Here is a 21,990-nt window from a genome sequence, read left to right on the forward strand (position 1 = left end):
CCATGATGGGGTGCCTTCGGCTCAAACGCTGCTGTAACTATCTCAGCTATTTACCTCAGCTTTATGACTAGGGACCTGCAGGGCCACCTAATGGATCCGAGGGACGCCGACGAGGTTCGTCGTCATCTTCTGCACCATCACTTCCCGAGCCATCTCCAGAAACATTGGAAGGCGCATCTTCATCAGCTTTAGCCTGTGGCTTATCATCGCTGACAGGGGTACCGCCGCCCGACGAGTCTCCATCGTTCCAGCCTTCCGGCGGACGCGGCTCGCGCCCTTCCATGATGTCTTTCAACTGAGCGGCATCAATGGTTTCGTACTTCATTAAGGCTTCGGCCATCGCATCAAGTTTATCGCGATTGTCGGTCAGTATCTGACGCGCCTGCTCGTAGCAATCATCAATAATCTTGCGAATTTCTTTATCAAGACGCGTGGTGGTATCACCCGACTTCATCTTGCCGCCGCCTTGACCCGGGCCGCCGAGGAACTGATGCGATTCGTCCTCATCGTACATAATCGGGCCCATCTCATCCGACAAGCCCCACTTAGCGACCATGTTATGGGCAAGCTCAGTAGCTCGCTTGATGTCATTAGACGCACCGGTGGTGACACCGTTAGGGCCTAAGGTCATCTCTTCAGCAATACGACCACCAAATAGTGAGCAGATCTGCCCTAAAATTTGTTGCTTCGACAGGCTATAGCGATCCTCTTCCGGCAAGAACATGGTCACACCCAACGCACGACCGCGCGGGATGATAGTGACCTTGTAAACCGGGTCATGGGAAGGCACCACTAAACCAATAATCGCGTGACCCGATTCGTGATAAGCCGTATTGAGCTTCTCTTTATCGGTCATGACCATCGATTTGCGCTCAGCGCCCATCATGATCTTATCTTTGGCAAGCTCCAGCTCTTCCATGCTCACGAGGCGCTTGTTACGGCGCGCCGCGAACAGGGCAGATTCGTTAACCAAGTTAGCCAAATCCGCACCAGAGAAACCTGGCGTACCGCGTGCGATTATTTGTGGCTTAACGTCGTCTGCTAGCGGCACTTTACGCAGGTGAACGCCCAAGATGTGTTCACGACCACGAATATCGGGCAAGCCTACGGTTACCTGACGGTCAAAGCGACCTGGACGCATTAGCGCAGGGTCAAGCACGTCTGGACGGTTGGTTGCGGCAATTACGATGATGCCCTCATTTGCTTCAAAGCCATCCATCTCAACCAGCAGTTGGTTCAACGTCTGTTCACGCTCGTCGTTACCACCACCCATGCCGGTACCGCGTGAGCGACCAACAGCGTCAATCTCATCGATAAAGATAATGCACGGCGCCTGCTTCTTGGCTTGCTCAAACATGTCACGAACACGAGACGCGCCGACACCCACGAACATTTCAACGAAGTCAGAACCAGAAATGGAAAAGAACGGCACTTTCGCTTCACCAGCAATCGACTTCGCTAGCAGCGTTTTACCGGTACCCGGAGGACCCACCATCAGTACGCCGCGGGGAATCATACCGCCCAGGCGCTGAAATTTGGTCGGGTCGCGCAGAAAGTCAACCAGCTCTTCTACTTCTTCTTTTGCCTCATCACACCCTGCAACGTCTGCAAAGGTGGTCTTGATTTGGTCTTGAGAGAGAAGCTTCGCCTTCGATTTGCCAAAGCTCATCGGCCCGCCTTTACCACCACCGGCTCCGCCCTGCATTTGGCGCATAAAGAACATGAAGATGCCCAAGATCAGCAAGATCGGGAAGCTGGCAATAAGTAGCCGCGTCCAGATACTTTGCTGTGCAGGCTCGGTGCCAACAACGGTGACGTTATTGCTCAGCAGGTCATCCATCAGACGAGGATCTTCCGCCGAGGGGCGAATGGTCTGAAACTCAGAGCCGTCCGTACGCTCACCACGGATGGTATACCCATCAATAGTGACGCTACGCACCTGCTGATTTTGCACCTGCTGCACAAACTGGGAATAGTTTGTGGTCTGCGGTGCGCTTTCCGTACTGAAATTATTGAACACTGTCAGTAGGACGGCCGCGATGACCAACCACAGAATCAGGTTCTTCGCCATATCGTTCAAGGGGCTACCCTCATTACAAGAATCCGTCAGTTAAATCCTGGTGCTGAATCCATCCTGGTGCGAGTAAAGCTATCACTAGGACATTATATCAACATCAAGCGTTCAACCATTGCCAAGGCATATTATGCCCCGGGCCATCTGTGTCACGCGCGTTTATTGCGTCTAATGTGACACACGTTGCGCCTGCCTGTCTGGCAATCGCGCTGATAAATCTTGGCTATGAACCACGCGGGCAGCCATCAAGTTGCACAAATAGTTACCCGCGAAACCCTTCTGCCAGAAAATATACTTCTCGGGAACGGGCCCGTGACGCATCTGGCTTACGGGTTACTACTTTGCTAAAACTACCGCGCAACTCCTTCAGGTAGGCATCAAACCCCTCACCTTGGAATACTTTAGCTAAAAATCGACCACCAGGGGACAACGTTTCGCGGGCTAGCTCCAACGCTAACTCCACCAAATACATCGCCTGAGGCTGATCAATCGCCGCCATACCACTCATATTGGGGGCCATATCCGACATCACAAGGTCTACACGGCGATTAGCAAGACGTTTTAGTATCGCTTCCAGTACCGCTTCTTCGGTGAAATCACCTTGGATAAAATCCACACCGGCTAAGGCATCCATCTCTAATATATCAGAGGCGATGACCACACCTTCAGGCCCTACCTTATCTGCAGCGACCTGACTCCAACCTCCAGGGGCCGCGCCCAAATCAATCACCGTCATACCCGGGCGCAGCAATTTATCCTTCTCATCCAGTTCTAGCAGCTTGTAGCTTGCACGTGAACGATAGCCATCTTGCCAGCTCTGCTTCACATACTGGTCATCAAAATGCTCTTTCTTCCAGTTATTGCTGGTTTTGCTCACTGAATGTTTACGACTTGGGGGCTTTTGCTGCATGTAGGAATCTAACACTGAAATTAGAGATGGGCGCTTTCACGCGATCGCTTTCACTCGATGGCGTTTCACCGTAAGATGGAGCGTTAAGCGCTAACCGGGATACCGCAAGATACCATGAGCTTGTCACAGGCACAAAAGAAAGCATTTCGTAGCATTGGCCACCATCTTAACCCAGTGGTCACCGTTTCTGAGAACGGGGTCTCCGAAAATTTGCTCGCAGAACTTAATCGCGCGCTCACTGATCACGAACTGATCAAAGTGAAAATCGCCCTTCCTGATCGTGATGATCGTGCTGGCATGATAGCCGAACTGATCGCCAACAGCCGTGCCGACCTTGTGCAAACCATTGGTAAAATGGCCCTGCTTTACCGCAGGAATCCGCAGGTGAATCCCAAGCTGTCCAATGTTACCCGTTTTGAGAACCACCACGGACGGCATTAACTGCCAGATAGTCCAAACGCCCCCTCAGCCAATGCGTTAGCTGAGGGGGCGTTTTACGTTACACGTACTCGACGCTACCTATTTCATACTCGACATCGCCACCGGGGGTTTTCACCACCACGATATCCCCCTCCTCTTTGCCAATCAGGGCACGAGCAATAGGCGAGGTGACTGAGATGCGGCCTGATTTAATGTCGGCCTCATCTTCACCGACAATGCGATAGGTCATTTCTGCATCAGTATCTAGGTTTAGCAGTGATACGGTCACACCAAAAATCACCTTTCCAGTGTTTGGTAACTTAGTGACATCAATCACCTGAGCCACGGAAAGCTTGCTCTCGATCTCCTGAATACGTCCTTCGATAAACCCTTGCTGTTCGCGAGCAGCATGATACTCAGCGTTCTCTTTAAGATCGCCGTGCTCACGCGCTTCAGCGATGGCCGCGATCACCTGGGGACGCGCTTCGCCTTTCAGATGATCAAGCTCTTCACGAAGGCTTCTTTCTCCCGCCACTGTCATCGGGACCTTATTCATTGACTTGCTCCTGCATGCAGATCCTGAAGGCGCCGCACCGTAATTTCCCTACCGTACTCAAGCGCCATACAAACAGCATTAGCGCCCGCCAAGGTGGTCGCATAGGGCACCTTGCGCGAGAGAGCTGTACGGCGAATGACCGAGGAGTCGTTGATAGCCTGACGACCTTCGGTAGTGTTCACAATGTAGGCAATTTCGTCGTTCTTAAGCAGATCGACGATATGGGGACGGCCTTCGTAGACTTTATTGACGTGCTCCACGGCCAGACCGGCCGCTTCTAACGCAGCCGCTGTGCCCCGCGTTGCACATAGCGTAAAGCCTAATGCTAACAGAGAACGACCCACTTCGATAAGCCCCGCCTTATCCGGCTCGCGCACGGAAAGGAAGGCTTTACGGTCACCGGTCAACGCAGGAATCGCCTCACCAGCGCCTAACTGCGCTTTAAAGAAGGCCTCTGCGAAGGTGTCACCTGAACCCATGACTTCGCCGGTAGACTTCATCTCTGGCGAAAGGATCGGATCAACGCCTGGGAATTTATTGAACGGGAAGACGGCTTCTTTGACACTATAGAAGTGCGGCACGATCTCTTTTTCAAAGCCCTGCTCAGCCAGGGTCTTACCTGCCATACAACGCGCGGCGACCTGCGCCAAGGAGGTGCCAATACACTTGGAGACAAACGGCACGGTACGCGAGGCGCGGGGGTTAACCTCGATCACGTAGATCTCGCCATCTTGCCACGCAAGCTGCACGTTCATTAAGCCTTTCACGCCCAGCTCAACCGCCATCTGCTTAACCTGCTCACGCATTTCGTCCTGCACATCGGCAGGCAGCGAGTAAGGCGGTAGCGCACAAGCAGAGTCACCGGAGTGAACGCCCGCTTGCTCGACGTGCTGCATGATGCCGCCAATCACTACCTGCTGGCCGTCTGACACCGCATCGATATCAACCTCAATCGCAGCGCTCAAAAAGTGATCAAGCAGTACGGGCGAGTCATTGGAGACCTTCACCGCGTGAGTCATGTAATTCTCAAGCTCGGAGGCATCGTAGACGATCTCCATCGCCCGACCACCCAGCACGTAACTGGGGCGAACCACCAGCGGATAGCCAATCGCTTCTGCTTTATCAAACGCTTCGGCAAAGCTGCGTGCCGTGGCATTAGGTGGCTGCTTCAGGCCGAGCTTGTCGATCATCACCTGGAAGCGTTCACGGTCTTCAGCCCGGTCGATCGCGTCCGGCGTAGTGCCAATAATCGGCACACCGGCCGCTTCTAGCTCACGGGCCAATTTCAGCGGTGTTTGACCACCGAACTGCACGATCACGCCTACCGGCTTCTCTTTGTCGGCGATTTCGAGCACATCTTCCAACGTCACCGGTTCAAAGTAGAGACGATCAGAAGTGTCATAGTCGGTAGAAACAGTCTCCGGGTTGCAGTTGACCATGATGGTTTCATAGCCGTCATCGCGCATAGCGAAAGCGGCGTGAACACAGCAGTAGTCAAACTCGATACCCTGGCCGATTCGGTTGGGGCCACCGCCCAGCACCATAATTTTCTGGCGGTCAGAAACATCCGCCTCGCACTCCTCTTCATAGGTGGAGTACATGTAGGCCGTATCGGAGGCAAACTCAGCGGCGCAGGTATCAACGCGCTTGTAGACCGGGCGAATGCCTGCTGCGTGACGCGTCTGACGAAACTCTTTTTCACTGACGTTAAGCAATTTGGCCAAGCGCGCATCACCAAAGCCTTTACGCTTGAGCTGGTAGATCTCACGGGCGGAGAAATCGCTCAGCATGCGTTTGGCAACGGCATTTTCAGTTAGCACTAAATCTTCCAACTGCACCAGGAACCAGGGATCGATATTGGTCAGCGCGAACACTTCATCGACGCTCATACCTGAACGCATGGCGTCAGCCACGTAGAAAATACGCTCGGCACCGGCGGCCTGCAGCTCGCCCTGGATGATCGCCATGTTGTCAGGCGTAAAATCGGTAATGATCGGATCAAGACCATCGTTACCCGTTTCCAGCCCGCGCAGCGCTTTCTGCAGCGACTCCTGGAACGTACGGCCAATCGCCATCACTTCCCCCACCGACTTCATCTGCGTCGTCAGGCGATCATTGGCCTGGGGGAATTTCTCGAAGGTAAAGCGCGGAATTTTGGTAACCACGTAGTCGATGGACGGCTCGAACGATGCAGGCGTGCGGCCACCGGTAATATCGTTCTGCAGTTCATCCAGGGTATAACCAATCGCCAATTTCGCGGCGATTTTGGCAATCGGGAAACCCGTCGCTTTAGAGGCCAGCGCAGAAGAGCGCGACACCCGTGGGTTCATTTCGATCACCACTAGGCGCCCGGTCTTGGGGTCCATACCAAACTGAACGTTGGAGCCACCGGTCTCTACGCCAATCTCGCGTAGCACCGCGAGGCTGGCATCACGCATGATCTGATACTCTTTATCCGTGAGCGTTTGCGCCGGTGCTACAGTGATGGAGTCACCAGTGTGCACGCCCATGGGGTCAAAGTTTTCGATCGCGCAGACGATGATGCAGTTGTCGTTTTTATCACGCACAACTTCCATCTCGTACTCTTTCCAACCCAGCAGCGACTCATCAATGAGCAGCTCGTGGTTGTTGGAAAGCTCAAAACCGCGGGTACAGATTTCTTCGAACTCTTCCTTGTTGTACGCTACGCCGCCGCCAGAGCCGCCCATGGTATAGGAAGGGCGAATAATCGTCGGGAAACCCAGCTCAGCCTGAATTTCCCAGGCCTCATCCATGGTGTGCGCGACTTTCGCTTTTGGGCACTCCAACCCAATGCGCTTCATGGCCTTATCGAACAGATCGCGGTCTTCGGCCATATTGATCGCGTCAGCGTTGGCACCGATCATCTCCACGCCGTACTTTTCCAACACGCCGTGCTTTTCAAGCTCAAGCGCACAGTTCAGCGCTGTCTGGCCACCCATGGTGGGCAGAATCGCATCAGGGCGCTCGACCTCAATGATCTTTTCCACTGCCTGCCAGGTAATCGGCTCGATATAGGTGGCATCGGCCATGGCCGGGTCAGTCATGATGGTGGCGGGGTTGGAGTTGACCAGAACAACTCGGTAACCCTCTTCGCGCAGCGCTTTACACGCCTGGGCGCCGGAGTAGTCGAATTCGCAGGCCTGACCAATCACAATAGGGCCAGCGCCAATGATCAAAATAGTGTTGATGTCGGTACGCTTAGGCATAACGGTTCCCGCAAAAAATGGTGACGATGAGCGACAAATACGACGTTGCGATAGAACGATGTAGTAGCGCGAAGCGTTAGCGGCGCGCCTGCATCATATCCACGAAGCGATCAAACAGCGGCGCCACATCCCGCGGGCCGGGGCTCGCTTCTGGGTGACCTTGAAAGCTGAACGCGGGTCGGTCGGTGCGCTCGATGCCTTGCAAGGTGCCGTCGAATAGCGAACGGTGCGTTGCGCGCACATTGGCGGGCAACGTTGCTTCATCCGCGGCAAAGCCGTGGTTCTGACTGGTGATCATCACCGTACCGCTATCCAAATCCTGCACCGGATGGTTGGCACCGTGGTGGCCGTGGCTCATTTTGACGGTCTTAGCACCGGAAGCCAGCGCTAACAGCTGATGGCCTAGACAGATACCAAACACCGGCGTATCCGTTTCCAGCACTTCCTGGATCGCTTTAATGGCGTAATCGCAGGGTTCTGGGTCGCCGGGGCCGTTAGCTAAAAATACGCCATCGGGTTTCATCGCCAACACGTCAGCGGCAGGCGTTTGCGCGGGCACCACCGTCAGGCGGCAGCCGCGCGACGCCAGCATACGCAGAATGTTAAATTTCACGCCGTAGTCATAAGCCACCACATGGTAGGGGCGCTCAATTTGCGTGGTATCAGCGTAGCCTTCCCCCAACGTCCACTCACCTTCAGACCACTCGTAGGCTTCTGTGCACGACACTACTTTGGCCAGATCCATGCCTTTCAAGCCAGGAAAAGCTTTGGCGGCTTCTAACGCCCGCGCGACCGCATCATTACCTTCAGCGTCGGCGCCTGCCAAAATTGCACCGTTCTGGGCGCCTTTATCGCGCAAAATGCGCGTTAGGCGGCGGGTATCAATATCGGCGATGCCCAACACGTTCTGGCTTTTCAGGTAGTCCGACAGCGACTGCTCAGAGCGGAAGCTGCTGGCCATCAGAGGCAGGTCACGAATGACCAAACCCGCAGCGGCAATGCCGTTAGATTCAACGTCTTCAGCGTTAACGCCAGTATTGCCGATGTGGGGATAAGTGAGGGTAACGATTTGGCGAGTATAAGAGGGGTCAGTGAGGATTTCTTGGTAGCCGGTCATGGCCGTATTGAACACCACCTCACCGCTTGTTAGTCCATCCGCGCCAATGGCTATACCGTGGAACACACTGCCATCTTCCAGGGCCAATATTGCGGGTTTGCTCAATGCGGGGTTATTCAAAACAAGGTCCTCCCATGCTGGTGGGAGCCTGTTGGGCGCAGGCTCAGCAATTTCTTGATTAATCCACGACGCTCATTATTAACACTACCGCTATTAAAGCGTCTGTGATTAAAACAAGGGCCGTAAAAAAGCGGGACGAAGCCGATAAAAAGAATCGGTTTCATCCCGCTTGTTGTTCTATGCACTTCAGAGCTGCTTAGCCTATCTCTCGATAACAGCAAACCCTGAGGGGCAGGCTTTAGGCTGGCCAACGCAACAAGCGCGCCGTTTTAAGGTCTGTAAGTCAGAGCTTATAAGCCACCCGGCCAAAATTTTTGAAATGTTACAGGAATTCTTGAGCTAAGACTACCCCTAACGACCACTCAACCTCAGGTTGAAGGTAGTTTTTGCCCAGTAGCACCCCTACTCCAGTCCCAACACGTCCTGCATATCGTAACGGCCATTTTCTTTATCAGCGACCCAGCGCGCTGCACGTACAGCACCTTTGGCAAAGGTCATGCGGCTGGAGGCTTTATGAGTAATTTCGATGCGCTCGCCTTCAGTGGCAAACATCACAGTGTGTTCGCCGACAATGTCGCCTGCGCGCACGGTGGCAAAGCCAATCTCTTTATCGGTGCGTGGGCCGCACTGGCCTACCCGTTCAAACACACCATGATCTTTTAAATTACGCCCCAGGCTTTCGGCAATCACTTCGCCCATTTTGATCGCGGTACCGGAAGGCGCATCAACCTTATGGCGGTGGTGGGACTCGATCACTTCAATATCGTAGCCTTCATCGCCCAGCGCTTTAGCGGCAGTTTGGAGCAGCTTCAGAGTCAGGTTAACGCCAACACTCATGTTGGGCGCAAATACCATGGCAACTTTATCGCGATAGCTGTCGAGCTGACTTAGCTCATCATCGCTCATACCGGTGGTACCAATCACGATACGCTTGCCGTGCTCGGCGCAGAACGCCAGATTACCCAGCGTAACTTGCGGAGCAGTGAAGTCGATTAACACATCGAAGTCATCCACTATTGATTCAAGCGAATCTACTGCAACAACGCCGCGTTTACCCACGCCCGCAAGCTCACCGATATCAGCACCTGTTAAAGAGCTGCCTGGCTCCACGATGCCACCGGCAAGCGATGCCTCAGCATCCTGCTCAACAGCGTTTACCAACGTACGGCCCATGCGGCCAGCCACGCCTACAATGGCAATTCGGGTCATGCGAACTCCTGCGCTCTGCGTTCCGGTGCATAAAACTAAGTGTTAAAAAACTATGTGTTCAAAAACTACGTGTTCAAAAATTGCCGCAATTATAGCAGACGCACCAGCGCATTAGACGCCCTTCCTTGCTGACATGAAGACTCAGCTTAGTTCTCCCACACAATCGCCAGCTCTTCACCTCCCGCCATGCGTATAAGATGGCGCTCGACCACGCCTTCCAGCTCATCCAAATGCTCCTCTTCAAGCGTTTCGATGGCGACCACCAATTTGTCCGGCTCAGCGAGCATTATGCAGGTACCGGTTGCAAAGGTGATTTTGCCTTGCTGGTCGGTCTGTTCTACCTCCAGCTTATGCGCCCAGTGTTTGCATAAGCGATTGATTAAACGCTCACCGGAAGGGGTAGCAATTTCAGCACGGGAAAGCGGCATAGCGAATTCTCCATTGAGGTAATGATTTGTCATCCAGTAGCGTACTGCGAGTGGCTATCTACGCCAAGCGACGAATGCTAACGCGTTGGAACGGTGTGTTTTCATGCCGTTTTAAATCTTCTTTTCAGCATTACGCCTCCCTAACCAAAAGACCTGGCGACAATTATCGTCGAAGCAGCCATTTAAGCCGCCGCCCTTCCATCGCCGCGAGCGCTACCCCGGTTAACATCAGCGGTAACGCTAGCAAAAAGCCGCTGGATACCGGTATGCCAAACAGCACCCAATCCGCCATCACAGGCCATACCAGGGCAATATATTCAAAAGGCGCCAGTCGCGATGCTTCCGCGTAGCGTAGAGCTAATGTCATCGCAATATGGGCAGCACCGCCAAACAGGCCTGATAGCACCAACAGCGCAAACTCCACCCGGTTAAGCGTCGCCCAGCCCAGCGGCAGCGTAGCAAGCCCGGCCAGGGCTGCCACCACAATAAAGTAGAAGGCGATTGAAGCCGCCGTTTCGGTTCGCGAAATACGCCTGACCGTAAGCAGCGCCCCTGCAGTTAACAACGCACCCAGTGCGCCCAGGGCGTAACCCGTTATTTGCCCATTGCTTGAACTGGCCCCAAGCCCAGGTAAGATCAGCACTGCAACGCCAGCCAGCGCCAACACAATGCCGCCCGCGCGATAAAGCGAAAAGCGCTCCCCCAATAGCAGCACGCCACCCACTGCCATAAAGACCGGCGTTAGCTGGGCGAGCAGGGTCGCCTCAGCAACCGGCAACAGTGCCACCGCCGCAAAGGAGGCAAACATCGCCGCCGCTCCCAGCCCAGATCGCAGCGCATGCCCCAACGGGCGGCGCGTCGCTAGCCCTTGAGGAAACTCACGCCGGAGCACAAGAAAAACAACGATAGGCAGCAGTGCAAACAGCGAACGATAAAAAACCGATTGCCCCACTGGCACTTCTTCACTGACTGCTTTAATGCACACCAACATGCCGGTAAATAGCAGGCCTGACAGCACCCGCAACCCAATGCCCATGGCGGGCCTATCTTCAAGGTGTTCCATTGCGCTTAGCATTCCTTAGATAGCAAAAACCCCCGGCGAACCGAGGGCTTTTGAACAAAACAGCTAACTACAGATCATTCTAGAACCTAAGACTTCATATCTTCAAAAAAGCTTTTCACACTGTCGAAGAAGCCGGTCTTCTTGGGCGAGTGGCTGTGGCTATTGCTGCCATCGAAGCTCTCTTGTAGCTGGCGCAGTAGATCGCGCTGCTCGTCGTTAAGCTTCACCGGTGTTTCAACCACGACCTTGCATAGAAGATCGCCTGCTACACCGCCACGCACGGGCTTCACGCCTTTACCACGCAGGCGGAACAGCTTGCCTGTTTGGGTTTCGGGCGGAATTTTCAGCTTCACGCGACCATCGAGTGTGGGTACTTCAAGCTCGCCACCTAGTGCTGCATCAACGAAGTTGATCGGTACTTCACACTGTAGGTGTTTACCATCACGCTGGAAAATATGATGCGGCTTGATTGCGACCTGCACGTACAGATCACCAGGCGGGCCACCGTTAACGCCGCTTTCGCCTTCACCATTTAAGCGAATGCGGTCACCGGTATCCACACCGGGCGGAATCTTGACGGAAAGCGTGCGCGTTTCACGTACACGTCCTTCACCATTACACTTATGGCACGGCACTTTAATGTGCTGCCCAGAGCCATGACAGGTGGGGCAGGTTTGCTGAACGGCAAAGAAGCCCTGCTGCATGCGCACTTGGCCATGACCATGACAGGTAGGGCAGGTCTCTTTACTGGAACCGGGTTCAGCACCGCCGCCATCGCAACGGTCACACTCAATATGACGCGGTACGCGAATATCGACCGTGGTGCCAGCAACAGCACTTTCCAGATCCAGCTCTAAGTTGTAGCGAAGGTCGGAACCACGTGCCGGGGCATTGGGGCCACGACGACGGCCACCACCGCCACCAAAAATATCGCCAAACACATCGCCGAAAATATCGCTAAAGTCGCCGGCACCCGCACCGCCACCAAAACCACCGCCTTGGCCGTCAACGCCTGCATGGCCAAACTGGTCATAGGCAGCGCGCTTTTCGCCGTCGCTAAGCACTTCATAGGCTTCAGACACCTCACGGAATTTTTCCGCTGAAGTGTTATCGTCCGGGTTTCGGTCAGGGTGGAATTTTTGCGCCAAACGGCGATAGGCCTTCTTGATCTCTTTCTGATCGGCCCCTTTTTCAACACCCAGGACTTCGTAATAATCGCGTTTGGACATAGGCCCTACGCCTCCTGGTTAGCTATGTGCGTCTTGGCCGCGGAAACAGCAACGCGGGAGTTAGCTCCCGCGTCACCGCTTTCCTTGGCAGAAAGAGGTTAATTACTGCTTTTTCTGATCGTCGTTGACTTCTTCGTACTCGGCGTCAACTACGTCATCTTCTGGCTTGGAGCCTGTGCTTTCGCCCTCACCACCCTCTTGCTGAGCCGCTTCCGCCTGCTCGGCGTACATTTTCTGCGCTAGCTGGCCGGAGGCTTCGGTCAACGCATCCAGTTTTTTCTGGATGTTGTCAGCATCGTCACCTTTAATCGCTTCTTCAAGCTCGGCGATTGCGGTCTGAATCGTTTGCTTCTCGTCTTCCGTCGCTTTGTCGCCTGCTTCTTCCAGTGTTTTCCGCGTGGCGTGAATCATGCCATCGGCTTGGTTACGCAGCTGTACCAGTGTTTCAAACTTTTTATCTTCTTCCGCGTGCGCTTCTGCATCGCGAACCATCTGATCAATCTCTTCGTCCGACAAGCCGCTAGAGGCTTTAATGATAATGGACTGCTCTTTGCCAGTGGCTTTGTCTTTCGCCGATACGTTCAAGATACCGTTGGCATCCAGATCAAAGGCAACTTCAACCTGCGGCACACCGCGTGGGGCAGGCGGAATGTCGGCGAGATCAAAGCGACCCAGCGATTTGTTCTGCGCAACTTGCTTACGCTCACCCTGAACGACGTGAATGGTCACGGCCGTTTGGTTGTCATCCGCGGTTGAGAAGGTTTGTGTCTTCTTGGTCGGGATGGTGGTGTTCTTATCGATCAGCGGCGTCATCACGCCACCCAGGGTTTCGATACCCAGGGTTAGCGGAGTAACGTCGAGCAGCAGCACGTCTTTAACGTCACCGCCCAGTACGCCACCTTGAATCGCTGCACCAACGGCAACCGCTTCGTCAGGGTTGACGTCTTTACGTGCTTCTTTACCGAAGAAGTCAGCCGCCTTCTTCTGCACCATCGGCATACGTGTCTGACCACCGACCAAGATTACTTCGTCGATTTCCGATGCTGACAGGCCAGCGTCTTTCAGCGCCATTTTGCAAGGCTCAAGCGAACGCTGAACCAAATCTTCAACCAGCGACTCAAGCTTGGCGCGCGTCACCTTAACGTTAAGGTGTTTCGGGCCAGTGTTATCAGCCGTGATGTAAGGCAGGTTCACGTCAGTATGCTGAGCGCTAGACAGCTCAATCTTGGCTTTTTCAGCGGCTTCTTTCAGGCGCTGCATGGCCAGGTTGTCGCCAGAAAGATTAATACCGCTATCGGCCTTGAACTGGTCAACCAGGTAGTTGATCAATGCTAGGTCAAAATCTTCGCCGCCCAGGAAGGTGTCGCCGTTGGTGGCCAACACTTCAAACTGAGTTTCGCCGTCAACGTCAGCAATTTCGATGATAGAAATATCGAAAGTACCGCCACCCAGGTCATACACGGCGATGGTTTTGTCGCCGCGCGATTTGTCCATACCGTAGGCCAGTGCGGCAGCGGTTGGCTCATTGATGATGCGCTTAACGTCTAAACCCGCAATGCGACCTGCGTCTTTAGTGGCTTGACGCTGGCTGTCGTTGAAGTAAGCAGGCACGGTAATAACCGCTTCGGTCACCGGCTCGCCAAGGTAATCTTCAGCGGTCTTCTTCATTTTCTTCAGCACTTCCGCACTTACTTGCGGAGGAGCCATTTTCTTGCCTTTTACCTCTACCCAGGCATCACCGTTATCAGCTTCGGTGATTTTGTACGGCACCATTTTGATATCTTTTTGGACGACGTCGTCTTTAAAGCGACGGCCAATCAGGCGCTTGATGGCGTACAGGGTGTTTTCTGGGTTAGTTACCGCTTGGCGCTTAGCCGCTTGACCTACCAGCGTTTCTCCATCATCGGTATAAGCGATAATGGATGGTGTGGTACGGCCACCTTCGGCGTTTTCAATCACCTTAGCGCTGTCACCATCGAGCACGGCCACACAAGAGTTAGTGGTGCCCAGGTCGATACCAATAATACGTCCCATAGCAATAACCTCGAATTTGGTAGTTATAAACAAAAAACTGAAAATTTAGCTTTTAAAGCTTATCTGCGGGTTTCCCCGCTGGGTTGCCCTTTATTTGGGGGCCACCGCTGGCTTTTCAAGGCTTTTTTTCACACCTTGTGTTGCCATTTATTTAATTGGCTTTCTGACTCACCACCACCATGGCCGGGCGCACTAGACGACCATTGAGCAAATAGCCTTTCTGCATAACGTCCATCACGGTGTTCGGATCAAGATCAGGGTTGGGCACCATGGCCATTGCTTCATGCACCTGGGGATCGAAGGGCTCGCCGTGTGGCTCAACGCTCTCAACGCCAAACTTGTTGAGCACATCAAGCTGCATCTTCAGGGTCATGGAAACGCCTTCGCGATGAATGTCTGAGGCCCCTTCTTTCATGGTTTCAAGCGCCTTCTCCAGGCTATCCACCACAGGCAACAACTCTTTAACAAATTTCTCTAGGGCAAACTTGCGGGCTTTTTCCGCTTCTTGCTCAGCGCGACGGCGCACGTTTTGTGCTTCGGCGGCGGCGCGCAAAGTCTGGTCTTTGGCCTCAGCCAGGCTTTGCTCTAACTCACTTACCTGGGCAGCCAGCATTTCCGCTTCAGGATTATCAATGCTGCCTTCCAAGGGCTCTTCATCGTTAATCAGTCCCTCTAGCTCACCTTCCATCAGGCGCGCTTCAGCCTCTTGCTCAGCGGCCTGCTCGGCACCATCCGCCTCGTGCTCACGGCGGGCCAGCTCGTCGTCCAACGGTGTTTGCGGCTCTTTTGCCATGTCGTGCTCCTAAAAAGTAACGCGCTGCCACCCTAGGCCAGACGCAAATAAATGAAGTTTTAACTAACTATGTTGGCTATATGGGGGCCATAAATTCCATCTCAAGAGGTGCATTGAAGTGAGTTATTAACTACTGTATAAATCAACAACTATTGGATAAGTATCCAGCTTCTGTGCTGAACCGCCTCAGGAGGCGCTATGCTTACTCAGCTTGCCATTCAAGATTTCGCCATTGTCGACCACTTAGAGCTCGATCTCACCGGCGGCATGACCGCGATTACCGGGGAAACCGGCGCGGGAAAATCCATTCTACTTGGGGCGCTTGGGCTATGCCTGGGCGAGCGTGCCGATGCCGGCAGCGTGCGCCACGGCCGCGAGCGTACGAATCTCTCCGCACGGTTTGATATTCAGCACCTGCCTGCCGCTGTGGAATGGCTTCACTCCCGAGAGCTACCCACTGACGAGTGCTTACTGCGCCGGGTGGTAACGGCGAGTGGCCGCTCCAAAGCGTGGATCAACGGTCATCCTGTGACTATTTCCGATTTAAAGTCGCTGGGCGAGCAGCTCATTCAAATTCATGGTCAGCATGCCCATCACGCGCTAATGCGCGAAGAGACGCACCTGACGCTGCTAGATGATTATGCGGATCTCAACGGTGCCACCGCGCAGTTAGCCGATACCTTTCGTGAGTGGCGCAATGCTCGACGCAAACTTAAAAAACTAAGCGAAGAAGGCAGCGAAGTAGAAGCAAAGCGGCAATTATTGCGTTACCAGGTTGAAGAACTCGATCAACTGGGGTTAGCCGAGGGTGAATTAGCCACACTTGAGGAAGAGCAACACACTCTAGCCCATGCTGAAGAGACGCTGCGTGAAACTCAGTTTGCGGCTGACTGCTGCGCTAGCGATGAAGGCGGCGCGCACTCCTTACTAAACCAAGCCTTTGCTCACCTAAGCGCTTTGCCGGGTAGCGACAAAGGCACATTGGCAAACACTCTTGCGATGCTGAGCGATGCGCGGATACAGGTGGAAGAAGCCTCCAGTGAGCTGAATCGTTTGGCGAGTACAACCGAATTAGACCCTGAACGGCTCGCTTGGGTTGAAGAGCGAATGACCGATGTCCACCGCATTGCGCGTAAGCATCATATTGCCCCCGAAGAGCTCTGCGCGTTACACGCCAACTTACAGCGGGAAGTCGCCCAGCTGGAAGAAGGCGGCGGTGATCTTGAAGCATTAAGCGCCCAGGTGGTTGAGTACCGTGAACGCTACCGCCAGGAGGCTAAAAAAATCAGCGACAGCCGTCAGAAAGCAGCGGTTCGCCTAGGCAAAGAGGTACAGCAACAGTTGGCCTTTTTGGCCATGGGCAAAGCGCGTTTTGAAGTGGAAGTAACTGGCAAAGATGCACCCAGCCCAGAAGGGCTTGATCGCGTGCAGTTTTTGATTAGCGCCAATCCTGGCCAACCCGCCCGACCATTGGCCAAAATCGCCTCTGGCGGTGAGCTTTCGCGCATCAGCTTGGCGATACAGGTGGTGGCAGCAACGCACTCCACCGTCCCAAGTTTGATCTTTGATGAAGTGGACGTGGGTATTTCCGGTGCGACCGCTGAAATCGTTGGCCAGTTGTTACGCAAGCTAGGCGAGAACGGTCAGGTAATGACTGTTACGCACTTACCCCAAGTAGCGGCTCAAGCACACCAGCACTTGCATATTGAGAAGCAGGCAAAACGCGATACAACGCTTACCCAAATGGCGCTGCTTGATGAGCGCGGCCGTATCAGTGAGCTGGCCCGTATGCTTGGTGGTATCACGCTCTCTGACCAAACCCTCGCACACGCCCGTGAAATGCTGCACGCTAGCCAGCGCCCACCACACTGAGCCCCTTAGCGGCACTTTCGTTCACGTACAGATTTCGCTTACGCACAGATAGGACGCATATAAAACGCCCCTGCTTGCTCAACCAATTCGTTTAATAGCGAATCACTTGAACAAGTCAGGGGCATTTAGGGGCACAACCCACGCTTTATTTTCTATTCGTGGGTCCGCTGTCTTGGCGCGTTACGTCTGAGCCACGCGGGCGAACGTATAGCACTAGGGCATGATCTACCAGCTCGTAGCCATGCTCTTCGGCGATCTCTTGCTGACGACGTTCAATAATTTCATCAACAAATTCTATGATCTCACCGCTTTCAAGGCACACCATATGATCATGGTGATCCTCTTGGGTCATCTCAAATACCGCATGGCCACCGTCAAAATTATGACGAATAACCAAGCCCGCCGACTCAAACTGAGTCAATACGCGGTACACGGTTGCCAAGCCAACATCTTCGCCCGCATCAATCAGTGTTTTGTACACTTCTTCAGCGCTAAGATGGTGTTGGCCCGAAACATTTTCGAGAATCTGCAGTATCTTGACGCGCGGCAGGGTCACTTTCAGACCAGCTTTGCGCAATTCATGGTTCTGATCGGCCATGGTCGCTCTTCGCAGTAACAGGTTAGGTCGGGTATGATCAACCGAAACCACGATAGTGAAGAACAGGCCCAAATGCAAAAATTGACTCGAATCATCACACTCTCTGTCGCCCTTACCGTTGTTAGCGGTTGTAGCTACGTCGGCGTTTATAAGCGTGACATACCCCAAGGAAACCTGGTTACTCAAGAGATGGTGAGCCAGCTTCAGCCCGGCATGACCCAAGAGCAAGTGGTTTATGTTATGGGCAGACCGCTGCTGGAAGCGCCCTTTGATGCCAGCCAATGGGATTACGTATTCCGGTTGGACAAAGCGTATGGCGACGTGGAGCAGCGCCGTGTCACGCTCACCTTCGATCCTCAAGGTCGTTTAGCCAACGTTCAACAGCAGGGTGACCTGTCGAGAGACCTTCCGCTAGATGTGGAAAGTAGCATGGGACCCGCCACGGACGGGGTTGACCCAATGAATGCATTGCCCGAGGAGAGCACACAAACACGCCCACCAGAGAGCGTGCAGCCCATCTTTCAATAAATCGGCTACCGCCCTTGGTCGCTCGCTTGACGCTTAGCGCGCTCAAGACGAGCGGCCTTGGGGTCGATCGCTAATGGCCGATACACTTCGACGCGATCACCTTCGCGAAGTATCTCGGCTTCAGGTGTACGTAATGCTTTACCGAAGATACCCAATGGCGCTTGTAAAAAAGCATCGCTGGGTAGCTCAGGAAACAGTGCCGGCAAATCGGCCAATACAACGGCTTGGCGAGCAGTAGTTCCCTCAGGCACGCTCAGCGCCACCAGACGCTGTTTGTGCGGCAATGCGTAGGCAACCTCTACCGTTAGCATTTCAGCGCCCGTAGAGCTCATTAGCGCGCTTGGTGAAGGCGTCCACTAGCTGCCCGGCAATTTGCTGAAAGAGCTTTCCGAATGCCATGCCCAGTAAACGATTGGCAAATTCAAACTCCATTTCCAGGCTGACTTTGCAAGCATCGTCACCCATTGGGGTAAATAGCCAGCGCCCTTTCAGCCGCTTAAAAGGGCCTTTCACCAACGACATCTCTATTCGCTCTGGCTCAAAGAGATCGTTGCGGGTGGTGATCGTTTGTTCGATACCGGCGCGCCCAAGGGTCATTTCGCCGATTAAATGCACCTTATCATGCTCGACCAAACGCGCCTGCCGACAGCCTGGCAGGAACTCCGGGTAGCGTTCGAAGTCGTTGACCAAATCGAACATTTTCTGGGGGGTGTGCCGCACCAAGGCGGAACGATTGACCGTTGGCATTGACCTCTCCGCTGACTTCACAGTGCCCAAAGCGTATCATGGGAAACATTTTTCATACCCTAAATGGTATCACGCCTCCCCAAATAACGAAGGGGATGCCACTGACAGATTAAATATGAGGTTCCATGGCCACTAAGAAAGCTAACAGTAAGGGTCCCGGCAGCAGTGTTATTGCCCAGAATAAGAAGGCTCGTTTTGAGTACCATATCGACGAAACCTTCGAGGCAGGACTGGTACTGGCTGGCTGGGAAGTTAAAAGCCTGCGCGCTGGCAAAGCTCAGCTCACTGACACGTATATTTTGGTGCGCAACGGCGAGGCCTTCCTGTTGGGTAGCCACATCATGCCGCTTAATACGGCGAGCACCCATGAAATTGCCGACCCAACGCGTACTCGCAAGTTACTGCTACATCGCAAAGAGATCGCCAAAATCTTTTCGGTTACTCAGGACAAAGGCCACACCTGTGTGCCTCTCAAGCTTTATTGGAAGCGCAACAAGGTGAAGTGTGAGCTGGCACTAGTAACGGGTAAACAGTTGCATGACAAACGCGCGACCGAAAAAGATCGCGACTGGAACCGTCAAAAAGGACGGATTATGCGGGAACATACCAAGGCTTAACTGGTCAATCAGCTGTGAGCACGTTAGAATGGTCACTTGTAATAAGGGGGCGACATGGTTTCGACGCCGGTGACAACCCTTGCGGTGCATGCCGAGAGCGTGATGTATCTCGTAAATCCCACATCACGAAAAATAGTCGCAAATGACGAAAACTACGCTCAAGGCGCGCTAGCAGCTTAAACACTGTTAGCTTCTTGTCTGGCCCCAAGGTGATGTGCCTATTCATCACTGCGGGGATATGAGCTAAAGCTGATAGGACCGCGGTTGGTGGTGTCTTCTCGCCAACCGTCAAACTTTAGAAGGCTCGCGTTGCTGAATCCTGATCGTCGGAGTCAGTCGCGTTAAATCAAATGACGAAATCTAAGCATGTAGAGCCAATAGGCGCGTGCTGGCGGACGCGGGTTCAATTCCCGCCGCCTCCACCACCTTACTATACAAATCAAGCACTTACGGGTGCTTTTTTTGTGTCTGTGGGCTGGAAAAGGCTTGTCTTGTTTAGGCATAGCTATGTCAACATTTGAGTCAACATCCCCTCCTATAGATCCGTGGCCGACGCTCAACTAATCGGCAGGTCACTGGCACTTTATCTGCATGGGCACTTGCAGAAAGGTTTTCTAGTCAAAGCGCTTTACAGCAGTGAAGGGAAGGTTGCTAGCTCAACACAATAACAAACGCTGACATCGCGACCACGCCTTGTTAGACGCTCGTAAACAGCTTGGGCCTTGGGCTATGTGGACTAGTTCACGGTCATTTCTTCAAAAAAGCACTTAAATGGGGAGGAGTTTCTTTTTGGCAGGCACAAACGCATCGGGCCCCGCCGAAGCAGGGCCCGATCATCGAATCTAAAAGATTCGAGAGCTTACATAATCGCTAGGATTAAGAAAGCAGCTTGATGTTTGAAGCTTGAAGGCCTTTCTGACCTTGGGTAACGTCAAAAGAAACGTTAGCACCTTCAGGTAGAGTTTTGAAGCCATCAGACTGAATTTCAGAAAAATGAGCAAAAACATCGTCGCTGCCGTCAGACGGTGCGATGAAGCCAAAACCTTTAGAATCGTTGAACCACTTAACTGTGCCAGTTGCCATGATATAAATCCTTTTCGCTAATCGCGAATTGTAAAATTCCTGGTATTACCCAGATAAATAGTGAGTAGAACAAGGAATACAATTACAGACTACCGAAAGAATTCGAATGTTTCTGAAACCATGCTTGCTTGCTAACTTACTAACTAACTGCGCACATCCTGCCACATACACGGCTGCAGGTCAAAGCCTTTCAGCTTTTAATTTATTGCTCTCCCCTTAAGAATAGCAGTAAAACTTAGTAATTAGCAGTAATCTTGCTCTTGAGCGAGGCACTCATAATCCGTCAGCCTTGCGTGCTTGATTAGCCTGATGAATCCCACGCTCGGGCTAATACTCTGGAAGGGGCTTCTTAAATGCTATATGGACTAAGTTTACTGGCCGGGATTGTACTGTTAACGCTGGGAGGAGAATCGCTTATTCGAGGCGCAGTAGCAGGCGCACGCAGGGTTGGCGTCTCGCCGCTACTCACAGGTCTCGTGGTAGTTGGGTTCGGCACTTCGGCACCTGAACTAGTGGTGTCGATTGATGCGGCTATCAATCAGCAGCCTGATATTGCCGTTGGTAATATCGTCGGGAGCAACATCGGTAATATCTTACTTATTCTGGGCCTGTGTGCGGTGATCTGCCCAATGGCGGTACAGCCCTTAGCCCTACGCCGCGACGGGCTGGTCGTTGTGCTTGCCAGCCTCCTCTTCATTGTTCTTTCCTTCAGCAGCTCATTAGGGCGAATAGATGCAGCGATCTTTCTCGCTGGTTTGATTGGCTACTTGGTATGGGCGTATCTCAGCGAAAGCCGAAACCACATCCCGGCTGCTGACATGCACGCATCGGAAGCGGAGGAAATGACCAAGCTACCCACCACAGGGTGGATGATCGCCATAGCGCTAATCGTTGGTTTGGGCATGCTGATCGGTGGGTCACAGTTACTCCTGTTTGGTGCTATTGGATTGGCGCAGGCAATGGGCATTTCTGAAGCAGTCATTGGCTTGACGATTGTTGCAGTAGGCACGTCATTGCCAGAGATGGCAGTGTCAGTGATTGCAGCTTTGCGTCGCCATGCCGATGTCGCTGTGGGTAATATCCTCGGCAGCAATATCTTTAACCTATTAGGTATTTTAGGTATTTCCGCTTCTTTGCAGCCCCTCCCCATTGTCGAACGGGTGGTTATATTCGATCAGTGGGTAATGCTGGGCGCGGCCAGCATACTGGTACTGTTCCTATATACCGGCATGCGTTTATCGCGCTGGGAAGGGGGCGCATTACTGGCCGGTTATGCGGCGTACATCGCGCTAAGTTTCACCGTTTTTTAGCGCCCTAGGCGGCAATCATTACCTGATTCCATCCTGCAAGCTCGGCCTTGTAGAA

Annotated in this window: 20 protein-coding genes and 1 other RNA gene; 6 read left to right on the top strand and 15 right to left on the bottom strand. The window is 53.3% G+C overall.

The genetic code is table 11. From position 1 onward, the window contains the following. Positions 1-67: 67 nt before the first annotated feature. Positions 68-2,080, bottom strand: a complete 2,013-nt coding sequence (gene ftsH / locus ACQKE4_RS14645) for an ATP-dependent zinc metalloprotease FtsH (protein ID WP_427389098.1) — start codon at positions 2,078-2,080, stop codon at positions 68-70. A gap of 256 nt (positions 2,081-2,336) precedes the next feature. Further along, entirely contained in the window at positions 2,337-2,984 is a 648-nt protein-coding gene (gene rlmE, locus ACQKE4_RS14650) for a 23S rRNA (uridine(2552)-2'-O)-methyltransferase RlmE (RefSeq protein WP_427389099.1), read from the bottom strand. A gap of 114 nt (positions 2,985-3,098) precedes the next feature. On the opposite strand from rlmE, the gene yhbY reads away from it, so the two are divergent. After that, complete coding sequence (gene yhbY, locus ACQKE4_RS14655; protein WP_427389100.1) at positions 3,099-3,425, top strand: ribosome assembly RNA-binding protein YhbY; 327 nt, start codon at positions 3,099-3,101, stop codon at positions 3,423-3,425. A gap of 58 nt (positions 3,426-3,483) precedes the next feature. On the opposite strand, the gene greA is transcribed toward yhbY, so the two are convergent. From greA to grpE, 9 genes are all read right to left on the bottom strand, one after another. After that, complete coding sequence (greA, locus tag ACQKE4_RS14660) at positions 3,484-3,960, bottom strand: transcription elongation factor GreA (RefSeq protein WP_427389101.1); 477 nt, start codon at positions 3,958-3,960, stop codon at positions 3,484-3,486. Then, positions 3,957-7,187 carry a carbamoyl-phosphate synthase large subunit gene (carB, locus tag ACQKE4_RS14665; RefSeq protein ID WP_427389102.1) on the bottom strand — a complete coding sequence of 1,077 codons (3,231 nt, stop codon included), beginning with the start codon at positions 7,185-7,187 and terminating at the stop codon, positions 3,957-3,959. Before carB ends, greA begins: the two co-directional genes overlap by 4 nt. A gap of 76 nt (positions 7,188-7,263) precedes the next feature. After that, complete coding sequence (gene carA / locus ACQKE4_RS14670; RefSeq protein ID WP_427389120.1) at positions 7,264-8,409, bottom strand: glutamine-hydrolyzing carbamoyl-phosphate synthase small subunit; 1,146 nt, start codon at positions 8,407-8,409, stop codon at positions 7,264-7,266. 417 nt (positions 8,410-8,826) lie between these two features. Next, positions 8,827-9,633, bottom strand: a complete 807-nt coding sequence (gene dapB, locus ACQKE4_RS14675; RefSeq protein ID WP_427389103.1) for a 4-hydroxy-tetrahydrodipicolinate reductase — start codon at positions 9,631-9,633, stop codon at positions 8,827-8,829. 146 nt (positions 9,634-9,779) lie between these two features. Further along, positions 9,780-10,061: a DUF2218 domain-containing protein gene (locus ACQKE4_RS14680; protein WP_427389104.1), complete on the bottom strand. Its 282-nt coding sequence runs from the start codon at positions 10,059-10,061 to the stop codon at positions 9,780-9,782. Positions 10,062-10,224: 163 nt separating this feature from the next. Continuing rightward, positions 10,225-11,124: a DMT family transporter gene (locus ACQKE4_RS14685; protein WP_427389105.1), complete on the bottom strand. Its 900-nt coding sequence runs from the start codon at positions 11,122-11,124 to the stop codon at positions 10,225-10,227. An 86-nt stretch (positions 11,125-11,210) separates the two neighbouring features. Further along, positions 11,211-12,353 carry a molecular chaperone DnaJ gene (gene dnaJ / locus ACQKE4_RS14690; RefSeq protein WP_427389106.1) on the bottom strand — a complete coding sequence of 381 codons (1,143 nt, stop codon included), beginning with the start codon at positions 12,351-12,353 and terminating at the stop codon, positions 11,211-11,213. Between the two features lie 102 nt (positions 12,354-12,455). Continuing rightward, complete coding sequence (gene dnaK, locus ACQKE4_RS14695) at positions 12,456-14,387, bottom strand: molecular chaperone DnaK (RefSeq protein ID WP_427389107.1); 1,932 nt, start codon at positions 14,385-14,387, stop codon at positions 12,456-12,458. A gap of 151 nt (positions 14,388-14,538) precedes the next feature. After that, positions 14,539-15,180: a nucleotide exchange factor GrpE gene (grpE, locus tag ACQKE4_RS14700; RefSeq protein WP_427389108.1), complete on the bottom strand. Its 642-nt coding sequence runs from the start codon at positions 15,178-15,180 to the stop codon at positions 14,539-14,541. A 198-nt stretch (positions 15,181-15,378) separates the two neighbouring features. Between grpE and recN the strand changes: the two genes are divergently transcribed. After that, complete coding sequence (recN, locus tag ACQKE4_RS14705; protein ID WP_427389109.1) at positions 15,379-17,052, top strand: DNA repair protein RecN; 1,674 nt, start codon at positions 15,379-15,381, stop codon at positions 17,050-17,052. 145 nt (positions 17,053-17,197) lie between these two features. Here recN and fur read toward each other — a convergent pair whose 3' ends face one another. Next, a complete protein-coding gene (gene fur / locus ACQKE4_RS14710) occupies positions 17,198-17,650 on the bottom strand; it encodes a ferric iron uptake transcriptional regulator (RefSeq protein WP_096276274.1) in 453 nt (150 codons plus the stop codon). Between the two features lie 72 nt (positions 17,651-17,722). Here fur and ACQKE4_RS14715 point away from each other — a divergent pair, with 72 nt between their 5' ends. Beyond that, the gene (locus ACQKE4_RS14715; RefSeq protein WP_427389121.1) at positions 17,723-18,178 is read left to right on the top strand and encodes an outer membrane protein assembly factor BamE; all 456 of its coding nucleotides are present in this window, start codon (positions 17,723-17,725) and stop codon (positions 18,176-18,178) included. A gap of 5 nt (positions 18,179-18,183) precedes the next feature. Here ACQKE4_RS14715 and ACQKE4_RS14720 read toward each other — a convergent pair whose 3' ends face one another. Then, a complete protein-coding gene (locus ACQKE4_RS14720; protein ID WP_427389110.1) occupies positions 18,184-18,510 on the bottom strand; it encodes an RnfH family protein in 327 nt (108 codons plus the stop codon). Further along, entirely contained in the window at positions 18,491-18,925 is a 435-nt protein-coding gene (locus ACQKE4_RS14725; RefSeq protein WP_427389111.1) for a type II toxin-antitoxin system RatA family toxin, read from the bottom strand. The genes ACQKE4_RS14720 and ACQKE4_RS14725 overlap by 20 nt, the downstream gene beginning before the upstream one ends. A 125-nt stretch (positions 18,926-19,050) precedes the next feature. On the opposite strand from ACQKE4_RS14725, the gene smpB reads away from it, so the two are divergent. Further along, complete coding sequence (gene smpB / locus ACQKE4_RS14730; protein WP_427389112.1) at positions 19,051-19,542, top strand: SsrA-binding protein SmpB; 492 nt, start codon at positions 19,051-19,053, stop codon at positions 19,540-19,542. 45 nt (positions 19,543-19,587) lie between these two features. Further along, positions 19,588-19,967, top strand: a transfer-messenger RNA (tmRNA) gene (gene ssrA / locus ACQKE4_RS14735). A 451-nt stretch (positions 19,968-20,418) separates the two neighbouring features. Here the strand turns inward: ssrA and ACQKE4_RS14740 are convergent. Beyond that, positions 20,419-20,625 (bottom strand): cold-shock protein, encoded by a 207-nt coding sequence (locus ACQKE4_RS14740; protein WP_007111857.1) that lies wholly within the window; start codon positions 20,623-20,625, stop codon positions 20,419-20,421. Positions 20,626-20,978: 353 nt separating this feature from the next. Between ACQKE4_RS14740 and ACQKE4_RS14745 the strand changes: the two genes are divergently transcribed. Further along, positions 20,979-21,935, top strand: a complete 957-nt coding sequence (locus ACQKE4_RS14745) for a calcium/sodium antiporter (protein ID WP_427389113.1) — start codon at positions 20,979-20,981, stop codon at positions 21,933-21,935. Positions 21,936-21,990: the final 55 nt, after the last annotated feature.

The organism is Halomonas sp. NPDC076908 (assembly GCF_050269715.1).
In the GTDB taxonomy this organism is placed as follows: domain Bacteria; phylum Pseudomonadota; class Gammaproteobacteria; order Pseudomonadales; family Halomonadaceae; genus Vreelandella.